This window comes from Corynebacterium nasorum (assembly GCF_022345765.1).
Lineage (GTDB): Bacteria > Actinomycetota > Actinomycetes > Mycobacteriales > Mycobacteriaceae > Corynebacterium > Corynebacterium kefirresidentii.
The window spans coordinates 21,196-38,198 of record NZ_JAKRDR010000004.1 but is presented as its reverse complement, the minus strand read 5'-3'; the positions used below and the strand labels follow the sequence as shown (position 1 = coordinate 38,198).

22 protein-coding genes are annotated in these 17,003 nt (G+C 59.2%); 9 read left to right on the top strand and 13 right to left on the bottom strand.

Going from position 1 to position 17,003, the window contains the following annotated elements; all coding sequences use genetic code 11:
- Positions 1 to 64: 64 nt before the first annotated feature.
- Genes MHK04_RS04530 through MHK04_RS04520 form a run of 3 tightly spaced genes read right to left on the bottom strand, consistent with a single transcriptional unit; the run spans position 65 to position 3,068 of the window.
- Positions 65 to 775: a GNAT family N-acetyltransferase gene (locus MHK04_RS04530; protein WP_023021967.1), complete on the bottom strand. Its 711-nt coding sequence runs from the start codon at positions 773 to 775 to the stop codon at positions 65 to 67.
- Positions 775 to 2,085, bottom strand: coding sequence for a molybdotransferase-like divisome protein Glp (glp, locus tag MHK04_RS04525; RefSeq protein WP_023021968.1), 1,311 nt, complete (start codon positions 2,083 to 2,085; stop codon positions 775 to 777). The genes MHK04_RS04530 and glp overlap by 1 nt, the downstream gene beginning before the upstream one ends.
- Positions 2,086 to 2,141: 56 nt before the next feature.
- Positions 2,142 to 3,068, bottom strand: coding sequence for a UTP--glucose-1-phosphate uridylyltransferase (locus tag MHK04_RS04520; RefSeq protein ID WP_034656428.1), 927 nt, complete (start codon positions 3,066 to 3,068; stop codon positions 2,142 to 2,144).
- Positions 3,069 to 3,135: 67 nt separating this feature from the next.
- Between MHK04_RS04520 and MHK04_RS04515 the strand changes: the two genes are divergently transcribed.
- The 3 genes from MHK04_RS04515 (at position 3,136) to mscL (ending at position 5,046) form a co-directional block, all read left to right on the top strand.
- Positions 3,136 to 3,711 (top strand): 5-formyltetrahydrofolate cyclo-ligase, encoded by a 576-nt coding sequence (locus MHK04_RS04515; RefSeq protein ID WP_023021970.1) that lies wholly within the window; start codon positions 3,136 to 3,138, stop codon positions 3,709 to 3,711.
- Between the two features lie 48 nt (positions 3,712 to 3,759).
- The gene (locus tag MHK04_RS04510) at positions 3,760 to 4,440 is read left to right on the top strand and encodes an SAF domain-containing protein (protein ID WP_239207979.1); all 681 of its coding nucleotides are present in this window, start codon (positions 3,760 to 3,762) and stop codon (positions 4,438 to 4,440) included.
- 111 nt (positions 4,441 to 4,551) lie between these two features.
- On the top strand, positions 4,552 to 5,046 hold the full coding sequence (mscL, locus tag MHK04_RS04505; protein ID WP_023021972.1) for a large-conductance mechanosensitive channel protein MscL: 495 nt from the start codon (positions 4,552 to 4,554) through the stop codon (positions 5,044 to 5,046).
- Positions 5,047 to 5,171: 125 nt separating this feature from the next.
- Here the strand turns inward: mscL and MHK04_RS04500 are convergent, their stop codons facing one another.
- The 7 genes from MHK04_RS04500 to MHK04_RS04470 form a co-directional block, all read right to left on the bottom strand.
- Complete coding sequence (locus MHK04_RS04500; protein WP_023021973.1) at positions 5,172 to 5,393, bottom strand: hypothetical protein; 222 nt, start codon at positions 5,391 to 5,393, stop codon at positions 5,172 to 5,174.
- A gap of 16 nt (positions 5,394 to 5,409) precedes the next feature.
- Positions 5,410 to 6,018, bottom strand: coding sequence for a MogA/MoaB family molybdenum cofactor biosynthesis protein (locus MHK04_RS04495; protein ID WP_023021974.1), 609 nt, complete (start codon positions 6,016 to 6,018; stop codon positions 5,410 to 5,412).
- Positions 6,019 to 6,103: 85 nt separating this feature from the next.
- Positions 6,104 to 7,552, bottom strand: coding sequence for a S1C family serine protease (locus MHK04_RS04490; protein ID WP_200287938.1), 1,449 nt, complete (start codon positions 7,550 to 7,552; stop codon positions 6,104 to 6,106).
- 109 nt (positions 7,553 to 7,661) lie between these two features.
- The gene (locus tag MHK04_RS04485; protein WP_023021976.1) at positions 7,662 to 9,221 is read right to left on the bottom strand and encodes a HAMP domain-containing sensor histidine kinase; all 1,560 of its coding nucleotides are present in this window, start codon (positions 9,219 to 9,221) and stop codon (positions 7,662 to 7,664) included.
- A complete protein-coding gene (locus tag MHK04_RS04480; protein ID WP_023021977.1) occupies positions 9,218 to 9,916 on the bottom strand; it encodes a response regulator transcription factor in 699 nt (232 codons plus the stop codon). Before MHK04_RS04480 ends, MHK04_RS04485 begins: the two co-directional genes overlap by 4 nt.
- A 144-nt stretch (positions 9,917 to 10,060) precedes the next feature.
- Positions 10,061 to 10,234: a 50S ribosomal protein L32 gene (gene rpmF / locus MHK04_RS04475; RefSeq protein WP_005279913.1), complete on the bottom strand. Its 174-nt coding sequence runs from the start codon at positions 10,232 to 10,234 to the stop codon at positions 10,061 to 10,063.
- A gap of 15 nt (positions 10,235 to 10,249) precedes the next feature.
- A complete protein-coding gene (locus tag MHK04_RS04470; RefSeq protein ID WP_005323793.1) occupies positions 10,250 to 10,519 on the bottom strand; it encodes a type B 50S ribosomal protein L31 in 270 nt (89 codons plus the stop codon).
- Positions 10,520 to 10,995: 476 nt separating this feature from the next.
- Between MHK04_RS04470 and rpmB the strand changes: the two genes are divergently transcribed.
- The 6 genes from rpmB (at position 10,996) to MHK04_RS04440 (ending at position 13,821) form a co-directional block, all read left to right on the top strand.
- Positions 10,996 to 11,232, top strand: a complete 237-nt coding sequence (gene rpmB, locus MHK04_RS04465; protein WP_005279911.1) for a 50S ribosomal protein L28 — start codon at positions 10,996 to 10,998, stop codon at positions 11,230 to 11,232.
- A gap of 2 nt (positions 11,233 to 11,234) precedes the next feature.
- Positions 11,235 to 11,399, top strand: a complete 165-nt coding sequence (gene rpmG / locus MHK04_RS04460) for a 50S ribosomal protein L33 (RefSeq protein ID WP_005279910.1) — start codon at positions 11,235 to 11,237, stop codon at positions 11,397 to 11,399.
- Between the two features lie 3 nt (positions 11,400 to 11,402).
- Positions 11,403 to 11,708, top strand: a complete 306-nt coding sequence (gene rpsN / locus MHK04_RS04455; RefSeq protein WP_005279906.1) for a 30S ribosomal protein S14 — start codon at positions 11,403 to 11,405, stop codon at positions 11,706 to 11,708.
- 15 nt (positions 11,709 to 11,723) lie between these two features.
- Positions 11,724 to 11,978, top strand: a complete 255-nt coding sequence (gene rpsR, locus MHK04_RS04450; RefSeq protein ID WP_005279904.1) for a 30S ribosomal protein S18 — start codon at positions 11,724 to 11,726, stop codon at positions 11,976 to 11,978.
- 242 nt (positions 11,979 to 12,220) lie between these two features.
- On the top strand, positions 12,221 to 13,000 hold the full coding sequence (locus MHK04_RS04445) for a putative nucleotidyltransferase substrate binding domain-containing protein (RefSeq protein WP_239207978.1): 780 nt from the start codon (positions 12,221 to 12,223) through the stop codon (positions 12,998 to 13,000).
- Between the two features lie 101 nt (positions 13,001 to 13,101).
- Positions 13,102 to 13,821, top strand: a complete 720-nt coding sequence (locus MHK04_RS04440; RefSeq protein ID WP_239207977.1) for a TetR/AcrR family transcriptional regulator — start codon at positions 13,102 to 13,104, stop codon at positions 13,819 to 13,821.
- Between the two features lie 7 nt (positions 13,822 to 13,828).
- Here the strand turns inward: MHK04_RS04440 and MHK04_RS04435 are convergent, their stop codons facing one another.
- The 3 genes from MHK04_RS04435 to purH are packed head-to-tail and all read right to left on the bottom strand — an operon-like array spanning position 13,829 to position 16,981.
- On the bottom strand, positions 13,829 to 14,461 hold the full coding sequence (locus MHK04_RS04435) for a hypothetical protein (protein WP_239207976.1): 633 nt from the start codon (positions 14,459 to 14,461) through the stop codon (positions 13,829 to 13,831).
- A gap of 24 nt (positions 14,462 to 14,485) precedes the next feature.
- Positions 14,486 to 15,433, bottom strand: coding sequence for a serine hydrolase (locus MHK04_RS04430; RefSeq protein WP_239207975.1), 948 nt, complete (start codon positions 15,431 to 15,433; stop codon positions 14,486 to 14,488).
- Between the two features lie 15 nt (positions 15,434 to 15,448).
- Positions 15,449 to 16,981, bottom strand: a complete 1,533-nt coding sequence (gene purH / locus MHK04_RS04425; RefSeq protein WP_239207974.1) for a bifunctional phosphoribosylaminoimidazolecarboxamide formyltransferase/IMP cyclohydrolase — start codon at positions 16,979 to 16,981, stop codon at positions 15,449 to 15,451.
- Between the last annotated feature and the right edge of the window lie 22 nt (positions 16,982 to 17,003).

The following is a 17,003-nucleotide window of genomic DNA, read 5'->3' as shown; positions in this document are numbered from 1 at the left end:
CAAATTACAATGTTGTGACTTCTGTGAAAATTGAGGTCGAAATCCCAGCAACTGTGGAGATATTTCACGCCAACCGGCCAGCCTGGCGCAGGCGCTCGACAGCCGTGGAGGCATAGTCTTCTTTAACTAAAGCCACGTAATGGTGGTCCTGCCAGGCACCGTCTATATGCAAATTGCGACGCAAGTATCCCTCGTGTCGAAAGCCATTGGCGGCTAAGACGCGACCAGAGGCAGGATTGCTCTCTAGATAGGTAGCGGTCACCCGGTGTAGGCCCACCCGTCCAAAGGCGTGGTCCACGCCTAAGGCGGTGGCAGCCGTAGCCACCCCGGCGCCGTGGATAGCGGAATAAACCCAGTAACCAATCCAGCAATCGCGAATGCTGCCATGCTGAATATTCCCCAAGGTGATTTGGCCTACGAATTGGCCCTCCACTTCAATGACAAGTGGGACCACCAGTGCCTCACGGGCGGCGGTACGCAGGTACATCAGATGATTCCACCACGCCTGCTGGCTATGCGCCGCCGCCCAAGGTGCCGCTTGGGTCGGCTCGACTGAGCGGAGGAAGCTTTCATCTTCGATACGTTGGCGCCGCCACTCATGCCCATCAGATCGCAGCAGCGGCCGCAGGCGCATCCGCGCCCCCGAAGGGAAGACAGCGGAAGCGGGAAGCCTAACAAAAGGAGTAGATTCCGGCCATCCCGGATGCATGTCATCCGTGGGGCCGGTAGCGGGAAGGCGGAACCTATCCGCCGCAGTGCCGAAGGGATCGAGCATTAGCTACGCTGGGTCAAAAACAACACATCGACCACATCGCCCGGGCGGATTTCCGTTACCTCTTCCGGCACGCGAATCATGGCATTGGCCTCCGAAAGACCGGCCAATAGGTGCGCTGGGGCACCCGCGGCACCGCCCAGCCCTTCCACCAGATAATCCGCGGTTTCCGCATCGCGCATCAAACGAGCGCGGATGAAGCCGCGCCGGCCGGGGCGGGAATCGATGTGGTTCAGCGCGCGGGCACGCACCACACGGCGGTGCGCATTGCGTTTACCCAGTGCCAAGCGAATGAGCGGGCGGATATATACCTCGAAGACCACGAGCGCGGATACTGGATTAGACGGCAGCAAGAAGGTAGGAATGCGTTCCTCGCCCACCAGACCAAACCCCTGGACGGAGCCGGGATGCATGGCAACACGAGAGGTATCGATATCACCGAGGTCATCAAGAATCTCACGGATGGCCTCGGCGCCGGCTCCACCAACCGCACCGGAGATGACCAGGACCTCGCTGCGAGCGATGTGCTTTTCCAGCGCTTCGCGGATGCGGCGCGGCTCCCCCTCGGCAATGCCAACGCGATGCACCTCTGCCCCAGCCTCGCGAGCCGCGGCGGCGAGGGAATAAGAGTTGACGTCAAAGACTTGGCCCAGTGCCGGTTCTTGGTCCAAATCAACCAGTTCGCGGCCAAAGGAGATGATGGTGATGCGCGGGCGCGGATAGACCAATACCTTAGAGCGGCCAACTGCGGCCAGCAGGCCGATCTGGGCGGGGCCCAAAACCGTGCCGGAAGATACAGCCACATCGCCAGGTTGGATATCGTCGCCTACCCGGCGAACAAAGTCACCGGAGCGCACCGGGCGATGGGCGGTGACGCGCTTGCGGCCGCGGTCGGTCCACTCGAGGGGAAGGACGGCGTCGGCAAGCGTGGGCAAAGGCGCACCCGTATACACACGCACGGCTTGCTTGGGCTGCAGGCGCAACGGCTGCTTGGAGCCGGCCGGAACCTCGCCCACCACAGGCAAGGAACGCTCGACCTCCGGTTGCTGGGGTGCCTTCTCTTCTTCCCCCTCCGCAGCCTGCTCCTCCTGCTCCTTGGGACGGCGGAGCCTTAGGCCGCGCTCGCCTCCAATATCAACGGCGCGCACCGCATAGCCGTCGATGGCTGCCTGCGGAAAGCCCGGCAGGGGCTGGTTTGCTTGCACCTCCTCGGCGCACATTAACCCCAACGCGTTGGAAATACCGATGCGCACCGGCTCCGGCGTGTTCGCCGCATCCGTTACCAGCGCCAACTGGTCATCAACTGAACGCATAAGGTCTATGCCAGCCCTTTCTTCGCTTTCATGTCCTCTGCCCTTGGGAAATCTCCCTAGTTTAGGCCGTGCTCATCCTCATACTCGGCCACAATCTGCTTAATCGCTTTATACAGCGTGGGGCCATACTTTTCATCGCGCAGACCAAAATCCACATTGGCGGGGATATACCCACCGGGATTTCCCAAATCATGACGCTTTCCTTGGTGGACTACCACGTGCACGGGCTCGCCTTCCTCGATGAGGAGCTCGATGGCGTCGGTAAGCTGCAGCTCGCCGCCCTTGCCTGGCTTAATACGGCGGAGGGCATCAAAAATCTTGCGATCCAATAGGTAGCGACCGGTGGCCACGAGATTAGACGGGGCATCTTCCACCGCCGGCTTTTCCACCATGCCCACGACCTTCTTAACGCCGGGGGCATTGGTATCTTCTACGTCGAAGACGCCGTAGTTATAGGTCTGCTCGCGCGGGACCTCGAAGGCGCACAGCACGCTACCGCCCAAAGCCGCGCGCACGCGAGCCATGTCTGCCATGACGGTGGCAGGCAGCACGATGTCATCTGGAAGCATGACGGCAAAAGAATCCTCATCTTCGCCGAGTACCTCTTCTGCCAGGCCCACCGCGTGGCCCAAGCCCAGTGGCTTTTCCTGCTCCACCGCAACAGGGTGAATGAGCTGATTAGCGCGCTTAACCTTGGCAACCTGCTCGTCCTTGCCGCGGGATTCAAGGGTGTCTACCAGTTCTGGGAAAGCTTCGAAGTGGCGCATGACTTCTTGCTTATCGGGCGCGGTAATCACCGCAAGGCGGCGGGCGCCTACAGAGGCCGCCTCCTCTGCGATGAGTTCAATGCCGGGAGTATCAACAACGGGAAGCAGTTCTTTGGGAACCGTCTTGGTGGCGGGCAAAAATCGGGTGCCCATACCTGCCGCTGGAACTACAACCGTGGTGATTCCGCGGGCGGAATCTTCGCGTTCTATAGCCATGCGTAATAGCGTACAACGCCACATTATTTTCCCGTGCACCGCTACGCCGCGGGGTTATGATTAATTTATGACCTCTTCCATGACTGCTAAAAACGAGCTGCGGGCCCGCTTGGTCCAGGCCCGCCGCGAACTTTCCGCCGAAGACCACGACGCCTTTACTGCTGGCGTGCGTAAGCATCTCGAGTCCGAACTCACCGAGTCCATGACCGTGGCTGCCTACTGGCCTTTGGGTTCGGAGCCGGGCGGCGCCGATTTTGTGCCGTGGCTCAAGGAGCATGTCTCCCGCGTCCTCTTGCCAATTTCCGGCGAGAATGGCACGTTGACCTTTGCTGAATACCGCGGCAAAGAAGCAATGCACGAAAGCGCGATGGGTTTGAATGAGCCCCAAGGCCCAAGCTTTGATAGCAGCGTCCTGGCCGAGTGCGATCTGGTACTCGCCCCAGCCATGGCCGTAGACGCCAAGGGCAACCGCATGGGCAAAGGCGGCGGATACTATGACCGCGCACTAGAGCCACTTCCCCACGGCAAGCCACCGGTCTTCGCCATGGTCTACCCCACCGAGCTGCTAGATGAGCTACCTACCGAGGACCACGACCGCAAGGTCGATGCCGTCGTCACCGCCCACGGCATCACTCGCTTCTAGTTTCCGGGGTACGGGAACCATGAGCGGTTTTGGACAGTCTAAAAAAGTATGCCCACTTCTCATTTTCCCCGCCTCGTTGATACCCTCCGCACCCCTGGCCACCGCCGCGGCGTACTAGTGCGCCGCGCCATTGCGGTGGCCCTCCTTATTGCCGCGCTAGCCTCGGCCCTTTCGGCGGCCAAGGAGCTACCGCGCGTTCCCGTTTTTAGCCGCGATCTGCCGGCGGGAGCAGAGCTTGCGCTTGCCGACGTCGACCTAGCCCGGCTTCCTGCCTCCTCTATCCCCGATTCTACGCTAACGGAAAAGCCAGAAGAACTAAGTGGCCGCGTTATTACCGCCGCCGCCAACAAGGGCGAAGTGATTACCGGTGCTCGCCTTCTAGGAGAAGATCTTGTCTCCAGCTTGGTGGGTGGCACAGGGGCCGAGGCCGGGCGGATGATTCCGGTCAAACTTGCCGCGCCCGATATCATCCCCCATTTGCATCACGGCGACACCGTGGACGTGGTGACCGCAGTTGAGGCGGGGGCGGCCGCCGCAACCCCTACCGCACGCGTTATCGCCTCAGGCGGACGCGTGGTGTCTACCTCCAGCCCGGAAGGCGAGGCTTCCTCGTCGACCGTTTTACTCGCATTGCCCCAAGATCACGCTAATGATGTTGCCGCGGCGTCGTTAAGCCAGCCGCTCACGGTGGTCATAGTTGGTGATCGCGCTCACCCGCAGCAACACTAGACCTTTTCAGCCACAACAGTTGTGGTCGGTTACCGGCTCCATTAAGGTTTCGCAGTGTCCATGGTTTTTACCTACCGTTAGTTATTCCCAGAAAGGTTGGTGCTTATCACCATGCTCAAGGGCTTCAAAGACTTCATCATGCGTGGCAACGTCATCGAACTTGCCACCGCAGTCATCATCGGTTCTGCCTTTACCGCAATCGTCAAATCCATTACGGATTCTATTATCCAGCCGATCATTAACTCCCTCGGCTCCGCCGAGGTTGGGGCCGTTGGCTTCCAGATCACGGAGGCGAAAAACACCTTTGTGGACTTCGGCGCCGTCATCTCCGCGGCGATCAACTTCCTCATTATCGCCGCAGTAGTCTACTTCCTCATCGTGATGCCGATTAATAAGCTCACCGAGGCCGCTAAGCGCCGCCACGGTGTCGACCCTGAGGCTCCCGCCCCAACCTCCGAGGAGCTCCTGGCAGAAATCCGCGATCTGCTCGAAGCCCAGAATGTCTCCGATACGGACATCCCGGGAACCGGCACTAGCCGTTCCTCCCACGCCGCAGAGGACGCAGACTACGGTTCCACCGGCGGCGGCCGCCACCAGGCCAAGTAGCCTTTCGCTATACGCCTGTCGCTGTTCGCAGCACAAAGCCCGCGGTTTCGCTTCCGAGGAAGTAGGAACCGCGGGCTTTTATCTATCCCTTTACTGAGTGCGTGATTGCACTCTTCTCCTTCGCACTAGCCGCCATAGTGTGGGGGCTGGTTCTCGCGGTAGAACTGCTCATCGCGCTGACCAGACTCCCCTTCTGCTGCGGTGGCCGATTCCGCGTCATCAACGTTAACAATTCGATCCTCATCGACCCCGTGGGCAGCCGATGTGCCGGGCTTATCAGCACTACGGTCATAATCGGCAGCTTCCGATTGACGGAAGACTCTCCGACGATTTTTCCGGAACGTCATAGACTATGCCTTGTGATTACTGAACGCTGGATTGTTGCAGCTGCTCAATGAGGTGGTGCACCAGCGGTGCCAAGGTAGCCATGCCATCGCGAACCGCAGCGCGCGACGAGGCAAGGTTGACCACTACAGTCGAACCAGAAACGCCCGACAAGCCGCGGGACGTGCAAGCATCCACCGCGCCACAGGCTTGACCGGAAGAACGCAGCGCCTGGGCCACGCCCGGAACCATCTTGTCAATGACGGAGCGGGTAGCCTCCGGGGTCTTGTCGCGCGGGCCTACACCGGTGCCGCCTACGGTCAGCACCAAATCCACGCCACCGACCACGGCGGTCTCAATGGCCTGGCGAATCTTGGACTTCTTGGAACGCACCACGATGGCGCCATCGACACGGAAGTTAGCTTCCGCGAGCAACTCACTGACCAACTGAGAGGTGCTATCGGATTGCTCCCCAGGGTGATCAGTGACAATAACGATGAGAGCACGGCGTGGCGCGGCTAGGCTATCCTCCTGCTCGCTCGCTAGCAGGAAGGCATCATCGGGTTCGGCAACATCCATCAAGGAATCGTGCTTGCCTTCGCCTTCCGGTTGCGCGGAGTCGGTCAAGTCCTGCTGCAAATCTGGCATTATTCTCCTTAATTTAAGGCAGTAGGGCCTTTCGGCGGTGTGAGGTACGGTGCATTCAGCACCTAATGAGGTCTTGCACAGTAATTTACTCGCCTGAGAGGGTTACCTCTACCTGACGAGACTCATCCGAGTCTTCGCGTGTAACCTCCAAGGTCACTGTCGCGCCAAAATCTTGCGACCGCGCCGCCGCAATCAGGGCATCGGCATTCTCGATCAAGCGATCATTGACGCGGGTGACGATGTCACCTTCCTTCAGGCCCGCCTTATCTGCTGGGCCACCTGGCTCAACCCCGGCGATACGGGCACCATTGCCGTCGTCACGCGCCAGCACCTTCACGCCTAGGGTCGGGTGAGTGACCTTGCCATCATTAATGAGCTCGTCCGCCATGCGCTTGGCAAAGTTCGACGGGATGGCGAAGCCCAGTCCGATGGATCCGCCCTCCCCGGTGGAATTACTGGACAGCGAAGCAATCATGGAGTTCATGCCCACGATATTTCCGTCCCGGTCCACCAGTGGACCGCCGGAGTTGCCCGGGTTGACCGCGGCATCAGTCTGAATGGCGTCAATCAAGGAAGACTCGCCGCCTTCTTGGGAGGCGCGCACTGGGCGGTTTTTGGCAGAAACGATACCGGAAGTCACGGTCGCATTAAGGCCCAGAGGAGAGCCCACGGCCACAACCTCCTGTCCCACGGCGACGGAATCAGAATCACCGAACTGCAAGAACGGCAGGTCTTTGACATCCTTTATCTTCACAATGGCCACGTCAGTATTCGCATCGGAAGCCACCACGTCAGCATCATGCTTGCTGCCGTCGTTCATGGTCACCTGCATCATGCCGCCGTGCTCAGCGCCTGCAACCACGTGGTAATTGGTCAGCACGTAGCCGTCCGGGGAGATAACGGAACCGGAGCCTTCTGCCCCGCCCGTCCGGGTCATCGTCTGGATAGAAACCACCGCCGGCAAAACCTTGGAGGCTACCTCTTCAACGGAGCCCTTTTCTGGTTCTTTGCCGGTGCTGTTATTGGCCGGCTGGGCCTTGAGCGCCTCATTGACCACTGACGTATCGTTGTTGCCTCCCCCAGAATTCATACCGACCACGGCTCCAGCGATTGAACCCGCGGCGATTGCGGCTACGGCAGCCAAGGCAGTTGCGGCGCCGAGGCCAATCTTTTTCTTTTGTTCCGGTTGCGGGGGCAGCGGGGTGACCATCGGACCTTCCTGGCCCTGAGTATTAAAGCTTTGGGTCTGCGGGCCCTGCGGGTACGGCGCCTGTGAACCTAGCGCGCTGGGATCAGCTCCTTCTGCACCGCCGCGTGGTTGATTCCAGCCTTGTGAATACGAGCCAGTCCCATATTCCTGCGCGTCGGCGTCGCTGCTATAGGGGCCGGCGGTGCCAGCGTTTGGGTTTGGCTGCCCGATGTCTCCAAAGTTCGGACCACCGTGTACCGGCTCGGCCTTACCCGGCCCTTCTTGGGACGCTCCCTCCGGGAAGGAACCATCAAAGCCGCGGTAATCGTCATTCCTCATGTTCATGAGAAAACTATGCCTCACTTCGCTTAGTCAAGACTGTTACTGATCTGCCAACCTACTAGGAATTCCTGAAAGGTAGCTGTATGCGATCACCAGTATAAAAGGCCGCAGCCTACCCTTGGTTAAACCAGCGTTGAGCAAAGATTTCACCGCGATCGCTGGAATCTTCATTGCCGCCCGGCTGCCCCTCATGCGGTTCTGCCAAACCATCGACAAAGATTTCTCCGGACACGGGCTTGCCCGGCAGGACTACTTCCATGCGCGTGCCACCATCATTAGACTCACGGATCTTAATCGTGCCGTCGTGGCGCTCAATCACCGATTTCACGATAGCCAGGCCCAAACCAGAGCCAGGCATAGAACGCGCCTCTGCCGAACGGTAGAAGCGCTCGAAAACCTTCTCCCGCTCCTCCGGCGCAATGCCCGGACCGGAGTCATCAAAGCGCAAGCGCACCTCGTGGGAAGATAGCTGTTCCATGGACACGCGTACCGTGCCAGTAGCCGGCGACCACTTAGCCGCATTGTCCATCAGATTCAACGTAGCGCGGCCCAATGCGAAGGGGTCACCATCCAGCTCCCACGGGATAAAGCGCACCAGAAATTCCACGTCCGGGCGGCGGCGACGGGCACGCTCTAAGGAAGACATCATGACCTCGCACAGGTCCACCGGTTCCGGTTCTCGTTCGTTGCCATCCTCACGCGCCAAGTCAACGAGGTCACCAATCAAGGTGGAGAGTTCGTTCATCTGGGACATGACGTCATCTTCAAGGTCCTTGCGGTCCTCATCGCTCATGCCAAAGCCGCCACCGGCGCGATTAAGCATCATCAAAAGCTCAATATTGGTACGCATTGAGGTCAACGGCGTCTTCAGCTCGTGCCCGGCATCGGCGACGAACTGGGCCTGCTGCGACCGAGACTCTTGCAGAGCTTCCAGCATCTGGTTAAAGGATGTGGTCAGCTGAGCCATCTCGTCATTATTGGATACTTCGATGGGGCGCAGATCATTGGTCTGCGTCACGTAATCCACTGCGCGTTTCAAGCGCGCAATGGGTTGCATGCCGGTTTTGGACACGATGAGACCAGCAAAGATGGCGAGCAAAATGCCAAGCGCAACAATAATCAGCAAAACTGTGCCGAGGATGGCGATGAATTCTTGGGTCGGAGCCAGAGATTGCGCAACGATAACGGTAGAGCCTAGATCGTGGCGTTTGGCCAGAACACGTTCGCCGCCGACCGTACGCACGGAGGTGTCTGTATAGTCTTCCGTCCGATGGAAGTCTCCACCGAGGGGAATAGTATCGCCATAGGACAAGCTCGTTGAGGGCGGCGATAAGGAAACGCGCGTATCAGGGTTATAGGACTTAAATTCTTCAATTTCCTGATCCACGTTGTCGATAAACCGCGGGTCCTGGCTCTTGCGCAACAAGGCATCCGCTTTGGCCTCCAAGCGGTCATCTACGGAGGCAGTCAGGGACATAGATACTACCCAGTACGTTGCCAAGGTCATTACGGCAACGGCTACGGCCACCACAAGGCCAGTAACAGTAGCAAGGCGCCACCGCAGTGGCGCCCGTGAAGCCCAGCTCCCTTGACTTTCAGAGAACTCAGTAAGAGGTGTGGGCTGTGCTTTCCCGGAAGCCACTGCAGGGGAAGCGGGCTTCCTTAAGATCACGGATGAGACTCCCTCAAGACATAACCAACGCCACGGACAGTGTGGATAAGACGCGAGTCGCCGTCTCCCTCCGTCTTCTTACGTAGGTAGCCAATATAGACCTCGAGCGCATTGCCAGAGGTAGGGAAATCATAGCCCCATACCTCCTCCAGAATCTTGCTACGAGAAAGCACCTTGCGGGGATTTTCCATAAGGAGCTGCAGTAGGGAAAATTCGGTACGCGTCAAAGAAATTGAGCGGCCACCGCGGCTTACTTCACGAGTATCAGCGTCGAGTTCTAGGTCTTCGAAGCTAAGCTTGCTCTCCACCGGAGCCTCAGCAGCGATGGAATCTGCGGAAGCGCGGCGAACCAAGGAACGCACGCGCGCCAAGAGCTCTTCCAGTGCGAATGGCTTTGGCAAGTAATCATCGGCGCCAGCATCGAGACCAGCTACGCGGTCCGATACGCCATCGCGCGCGGTCAGCACGAGAATCGGACGGTCCCAGCCTTCGCTACGCAGGGTGCGGCACACCTCAAGTCCATCCATGTTTGGCATCATGACGTCCAGAATCAGCAATTCTGGATTCTCAGAGCGCACCGCCTCCACTGCCTCTAAGCCGTCGCTAGCAGTCAGCACATCGTAGCCGTTGAAACGTAGGGAACGGCGTAGCGATTCACGGACGGGTTGTTCATCATCCACCACAAGGATTTTCATGATCCTAATTATTACTGATGAAACGCAACTTCATGAAGTTATGAGAAATATTTACCCCCATAGCCCCCCAAATAATACTTAAGGTAGCAAAAATCCCCGCTCAACCCTCCTACAGAGAGCGAACGGGGAAAGTGCGAAACGAGCTTAGAACTGCTCTACGTCAACCAGGCCCAGCTTGGCAGCCTTGACCAAGCGGCGCGGGATGCGGACGGTCTGTCCGTCGATGGTGACTTCCTGGAGGGCCACGTTGTCAGCCTTCCACTGGGAACGACGTGCGTGGGTGTTCGCACGGGACTTCTTAAACTTAGGAGTTGCCATTTTCTATTCTCCTCCTTACGCGTTCTTCTTCTTACGGCGAGCCATGCCACCGAAGCGCTGGTTGAAGCGCTCGACGCGGCCGGCGGTATCCATAACGCGCTGTGCACCAGTCCAGAACGGGTGGGACTCAGCGGTAACGTCAACAACGATCAGTGGGTACTCGTTGCCATCTTCCCACTCCACGGTGCGGTCGGAGGAAGCGGTGGACTTAGTCAAAAAGGAGTGACCGGTACCAGCATCACGGAAGACTACCGGGTGGTAATCCGGGTGAATATCTTTCTTCATATATATTCCCTCAGGGTTGGACTACGGGTCGGTTCCACCCACTTATGGAGCGGATCGTGCCCGAGTTGGGACGTACAAATTTCACTCTGCTAACCGCGTGCCGTGCGGCACGGGTCAACAACCTGAATTATCCTACAGTCAACTACCCCAGATGCGAAATCCCCTCCCCGCTCCGACCACTCACTTCACACCAGTTTCTTGTATTACGCATGGCGGCACACCACAGCCAAATGCCACCCCACAACCACTAACAGCCCCACTAACCACAGCAAGGTAGCGATTAGGTAATTCGCGCCCAAGGCTGTAAGATTTTCCCTTGCTGTTGTCAAAATATACGTTTTACGCCCCGTCTACTGGCGTTCGACGATGGCGCCGCACCCGCTCACACCTCACTTTTGAGCACTGCCACCCTCACTCGGCAGTCGGCGTTTCATTGTCCATAGCCATGATGTGGGCGGCTAGGAGAAAGAAGACCCATGTCGGCTATTTGCCAGGTAACGGGCCGCAAGCCGGAATTCGGCAAGCAGGTCTCGCACTCGCACCGCCGCACTTCGCGCCGTTGGAACCCCAACGTGCAGCGTCGTCGCTACTACCTGCCCTCTGAGGGCCGTACCATCACCCTGAATGTTTCCACCAAGGGCATGAAGATCATCGACCGCGATGGCATCGAGTCCGTTGTGGCTAAGATTCGCGCACGTGGGGAGAAGATTTAAGTATGGCACGTAACGATATCCGCCCAATCATTAAGCTGAAGTCCACTGCGGGCACCGGTTACACCTACGTGACCCGTAAGAACAAGCGCAACAACCCGGATCGCATCACCTTGAAGAAGTTCGATCCGATTGCCCGCAAGCACGTCGAATTCCGCGAGGAGCGATAATCAATGGCTAAGAAGTCCAAGATCGCTAAGAACGAGCAGCGCAAGGAAATCGTCGCCCGCTATGCGGAGCGTCGCGCTGAACTCAAGAAGATCATCAAGAACCCGAACACCCCGGATGAGGAGCGCTTGGAGGCTCAGTTCGAGCTGAACCGCCAGCCTCGTGACGCTTCCCCAGCCCGCGTACGTAACCGTGACGCTGCCGATGGCCGCCCACGCGGTTACCTCCGCAAGTTCGGCCTGTCCCGTGTCCGTATGCGCGGCATGGCTCACCGTGGTGAGCTGCCGGGCGTTCGTAAGTCCAGCTGGTAAAGGGGTAATTGCACAATGGCTAATAAGCGCAATAACCAAAAGAAGTTCCGTATGGAGCAGAGCCGTCGCCCGAAGAAGAACCCTTTGAAGGCTGAGGGCATCGAGAAGGTGGACTACAAGGACACCAAGACTCTGCGTCTGTTCATCTCGGATCGTCACAAGATCCGTTCCCGTCGCGTCACCGGTCTGACCCCGCAGCAGCAGCGTCAGGTTGCTACCGCAGTCAAGAACGCACGCGAAATGGCTCTCCTGCCGTTCACCACCCGCTAAACAGTAGCTGGGTATCAACAGCGCACTTTTGCCGCTGGCAAGTGTGACACGGTAAAAGATCCATAGACTTTCGCCGCCTCCCTCCTCGAGGGCAGGCGGCGATAGTCGTTTTCTCCCTCTTACTCCCGCCTTTACACCCACATATTCAGCCCACGCGGCCAAGGTGTTAGATTTAAAGCATTCGTGCGCCCCGCAGCCGCTGGGGGAAGCACCGGCTTCGCACTAGTGAAAGGCAGTGAGCAATGGCCCTACACCAATCCCTACTCGATCTCTCCGAGCTTGCCCCGCACTGCCAGTCCCGCGCTACAGCCCGCGGGCTGCTCGCAGAGGCCCAAGATATCTTGCGCAATGCGGTCGCTCACCAAGACAATGAGATTGAATTGTCTCACTGGTATTCCCACTTGTTGGTAGATATCGTTCGCTCCCCTGGGGTCAACTCACCGGTACGCCTTACCGGTGCTGCCGCTCGGGGCGACCAGCTGCCATCTATGCCCGTGGAGTGGATTGGCCAGGATTCCGATCTCCAGGAAGTCTTTTCTGATGTCGGCCTCCAGGCTCACGAGGCCGCCGATTCGATTGCCGCGCGCGTCGATGCCGGCCTTCCCTTGGGAAACGGCGGAGAACAAGCACTCCTGGAAGAAGCTTTGACCAAGCGCCCGCCTACTCTGAAAATGGTGGACGGCCTGCCGGACCGAGATGCTGCTGTGGACATCAAGGCGACACTGCTCTCCCCCATTGCAGCTATCGCTCGCTGGGCGGCGCCGGGGCCTCGCCCGACGGTAGATCGCCTGGCGATTGGCGTTGAGCGCGCTGTCCTCACCGCCACCGACGCAGAGTCTTTGGATCTAGCGTGGCGTACCGGCTATGCATTAGAGTTGCGCCGTTGGTACGAGCGCGTCAGCGACCGTCCAGCCACGCTGCGGGATCTTCCACCGTTGGACCGCACTGCTTATGGCTCGGCATGCCGTATTGTCTCGGCCGTGTTTGAGTCCATTACCCAGCAGACAGAAGAATATAAATAGTCCCTAAGGTGCGGATTCGGAAGCAGTACCTAGTCGGGCATAAGATTGTACAGTTGGTAATTAAAAGCAATTTCTTTTTGTGAAAGGAGGCGTCCCACCGCATGGCAGGCACCGTCGGTAGGCCGCGTAAACACAGCCCGCGGCGCAGGGGAAATAGCGCCCGAGAGGAGATCTTGGACGCCTCCTCCGAGCTTTTCACTACTCAAGGGTTTGCTACCACATCCACGCACCAGATTGCAGATGCGGTTGGCATCCGCCAGGCCTCTTTGTACTACCACTTTCCGTCCAAGACGGAGATTTTCCTTACGCTGCTCAATTCCACCATCGAGCCTTCCTTGGAGTTGGCCGATGAGCTGGCCGGCACCGATGCGGATCCGGCTCAGCGCCTGTGGTCTTTGGTCGCCGCGGAATCACGTCTACTGCTCACCAGCGGCTGGAACGTGGGACGCCTATATCAGCTGCCGGTGGCTAATTCTCCGGAGTTTTCCGAATACCACGAATCACGCGACCGCCTGCAGAATCATTTCCGCTCTACCGCCGCCGCCATTGTGGGCGAGGAGGATCCCCGCGTGGAGCTTCCCTTCCACATTGCGCTATCCGTCATCGAAATGCGGACCAATAACGGCACCCCGCCGTTCGATGCTTCCCAATCGGTGCCGAAGACGGCCGCTATGCTTGCCGACGCCGCCTTAGCCGTCCTCGGTGCCTCCGTTCCCGATAACGCCGAGGAAACTACCCTCGAGCTATTGAAGAATCGCAACGACTCCATCTCCGCAGCCGCCGCCGCAGCGGCCGACCGCAAAAAGAAGAAGTCGCGCTAACCCCTCATCAGCGCTGCCACGACTCCGTGAACTCTCCCGTGGCGGCCAATCCGCCTCCCTCGCGCACGCTGACGCCACTCGGGGTCACCACGATAATCGAGGGATCCGCATTGACGTAGTAGTTATTCCCGTCCTGGGTAACGTCGTCCGTTTGGAACTGACCATCAAACATCGACGAGCGATAGACCTTGTAGCCGCCGCCGGTTTCACAAATGATGGCCCTGCCGTCGGGACCAGAGCCGGCGAATAAGGCACGCTCAAAGCGCTGACAGTTGGCGTAACCGCCATCCAGCCATCCGTACTCGTTGAAGTTGGAAATATAGTTACCCACACCACTCTTCTGACCTCCGCCGGAAGAGGATGGTGATTCCTGCTTTTCTGTCTGCGTGACCGTAACTACCGGTGGCTCCTCGGGGGTTTCCTCATCTTTCGTTGCGGTCTCTTGCGCAGCCGTGGTTTCCTCGCCACTCTTGTCTTCTTTATCGGCGTTGTCGACCGTGGTCATTCCACTACCCTGGCCTTTAAAGCTAGGGGCAGCTTCATCCTTGGCGTTGCTGCAGCCGCTGAGCGCGAGGCTGGCGGCCACGAGTGGGACGAACCCCGCGGCGATAAGCAGGCGGAGGCGAGAGCGATAAGGCATAAGCTTTCCTTTCTAATGACAGGCCTAGCAGGCGGGGCTGGGCCACTGCGTATCGGCTTGAGCTAGTTCCTCGACCATAGAGGTAAGAACCGCTTGGGTGGAGGCGTACTGCCCATCAGGGGACGAGGCAATTAATGCTACGGCGACGTCATGCCCGCCCAACCGGACGATACCCATCTGGCGCACATCGTAGGAACCGGCAGGGTTCGGTCCCCAGCCGCCCTTCATCAAGGCGCCCGGCTGGGTGCGTAGGCCATAGCTTTGTGCAGGATCGGCGACTCCCATGGCGTCTATAATCGGCTGAGCTCCGTCCACGCAGCGCAACCCAGCCATAAACTTAGCCTGGTTGCCCACGCTCCACATGGTTTGACCAAAGGCCGTAAATTCCGGGCGGGTGACCCGGGATTGGACTTGGGTGGCGGTATCGCCTGCCTCCGCAATAACGCTTTGGGCGGCCTGTGCGGCCACGGTCGGCTCGCCTAATGCTGCCCATGCGGCCTTGGCGGCCTCGTTATCGGAGTAAGTAATTGCAGAGGACACCAGCTGACTATCGGCAACACCGGTACGATGCGCCGCAATAAGCACGGGCACCTTGGAGGTTGACCACGCGGCTTCGGGAGCGGTGCGCCCAGCCTCGACAGTAGAGGTGCCATCGGAGACCGCAATGCCCACATTTCCATGCTGCGCCACAATGCGGTCAAGCACGGCTTGAACGTCATCGGCAGGGGCTGCGGCCGGAGGTTCCGTGGAGTCGGACGGGGCGCGCTCGGCATCAGGGGCTGTGGATGAGGCCGCAGTCGTTGCAGCCGTGGTCTCCCCGTAGAGGGGATCGGCTGTGCCGCGTGCCTCGGTATTGACAAAGGTAGGGGAATTATCCGCCGCATGCTCAGCGCCTGCGCACGCGCCCAGGGAGAGTGCGCAGGCGCTGAGGGCAACTGCCGGACCCCAGGCCCGGCGGATAGGGAACGTCATGAAACCTAGCTTAGGCTAGTGGGCGAAGTGGCGGGTGCCAGTCAGGTACAGCGTAACGCCGGCTTCCTTGGCCGCTGCAATGACTTCCTCGTCACGGATGGAGCCGCCGGGCTGGACTACGGCCTTCACGCCGGCGTCGAGAAGCACCTGCAAACCATCGGCGAATGGGAAGAAGGCGTCGGAAGCTGCGAAGGAGCCCTTGGTGCGGTTGGCACCATCGGCCAGGGTATTGGCACGCTCGACGGCGAGCTTGGCAGAGTCAACGCGGTTGACCTGGCCCATACCCACGCCCACGGTGGCATTGTCCTTAGCCAGCAAGATCGCATTGGATTTCACCGCGCGCACGGTGCGCCATGCGAACTCGAGCTCGGCCATATCGGACTCGTTGAGGGCCTCACCTGCGGCCAGGGTCCAGTTTGCTGGGTCATCGCCCTCGGCCTGGTAGCTATCTGGCTCTTGAGTGAGCACGCCGCCGGAGATGTACTTGCGCTCTTCGTGCTGGTCTTCGTGTTCTGCTTGCAGCACGCGCAGGTTCTTCTTGGCCTTGAGGACCTCGATGGCGCCGTCCTCGTAGGAAGGAGCGACGATGACCTCGGTAAAGATTTCCTTGACCTGCTCGGCCATCTCCACGGTGACCTCGCGGTTGACGGCGATGACGCCGCCGAAGGCGGACATCGGGTCACACGCATGCGCTGCGCGATGGGCGGCGGCGATGGAGTCTTCAGAAACGGCAATGCCACAAGGATTGGTGTGCTTAATAATTGCAACGCAGGGGCGCTCGTGGTCCCAAGCGGCGCGCCAGGCGGCATCCGCATCCTGGTAGTTGTTGTAGCTCATCTCCTTGCCGTTGAACTGGGTGGCATTGGCAAGGCCCGTAGAACCGATGCGGGTGATGGTGGCCTTTTGGTGGGAGTTTTCGCCATAGCGCAGCGGGGTGGTTTGGCCTTCCTCGCTCAGCTGGTCCACAAACCAGGCGGAGACGGCCGCATCATAATCCGCGGTATGCAGGAAGGCGTCGCGGGCCAAGCCGCGGCGCTGCTCTAGAGTAAAGCCCCCGTTGTTGATGGCCTCCACAGCCTCGTCATAACGGGAGGGATCTACTACCACGGCAACAGACGGGTGATTCTTAGCGGCCGCGCGCACCATAGACGGGCCGCCGATATCGATCTGTTCCACGCAGCCATCGAAGTCCGCGCCAGAAGCGACGGTCTCGCGGAAGGGGTACAGGTTGACCACGACGAGCTGGAAAGGCTCTACCTCGAGCTCGGCGAGCTGGTTGAGGTGTTCTTCCTTGCGGGTATCGGCCAGGATGCCGGCGTGAACGCGCGGGTGCAGCGTCTTGACGCGGCCTTCCAAGCACTCTGGGAAGCCGGTGAGCTTTTCTACCGGAGTGACCTCGATGCCTAGGTCCGCGATCTTCTTCGCGGTGGAGCCGGTGGAGACGATTTCTACGCCTGCCTTATCGAGGGCGCGGGCCAGATCCTCCAGCCCGGTCTTGTCGTACACGCTGATAAGAGCGCGCTTTACCTGCTTGCGGTCTTCGCTCATGAGGAGGATTAAGCCTTTCGAA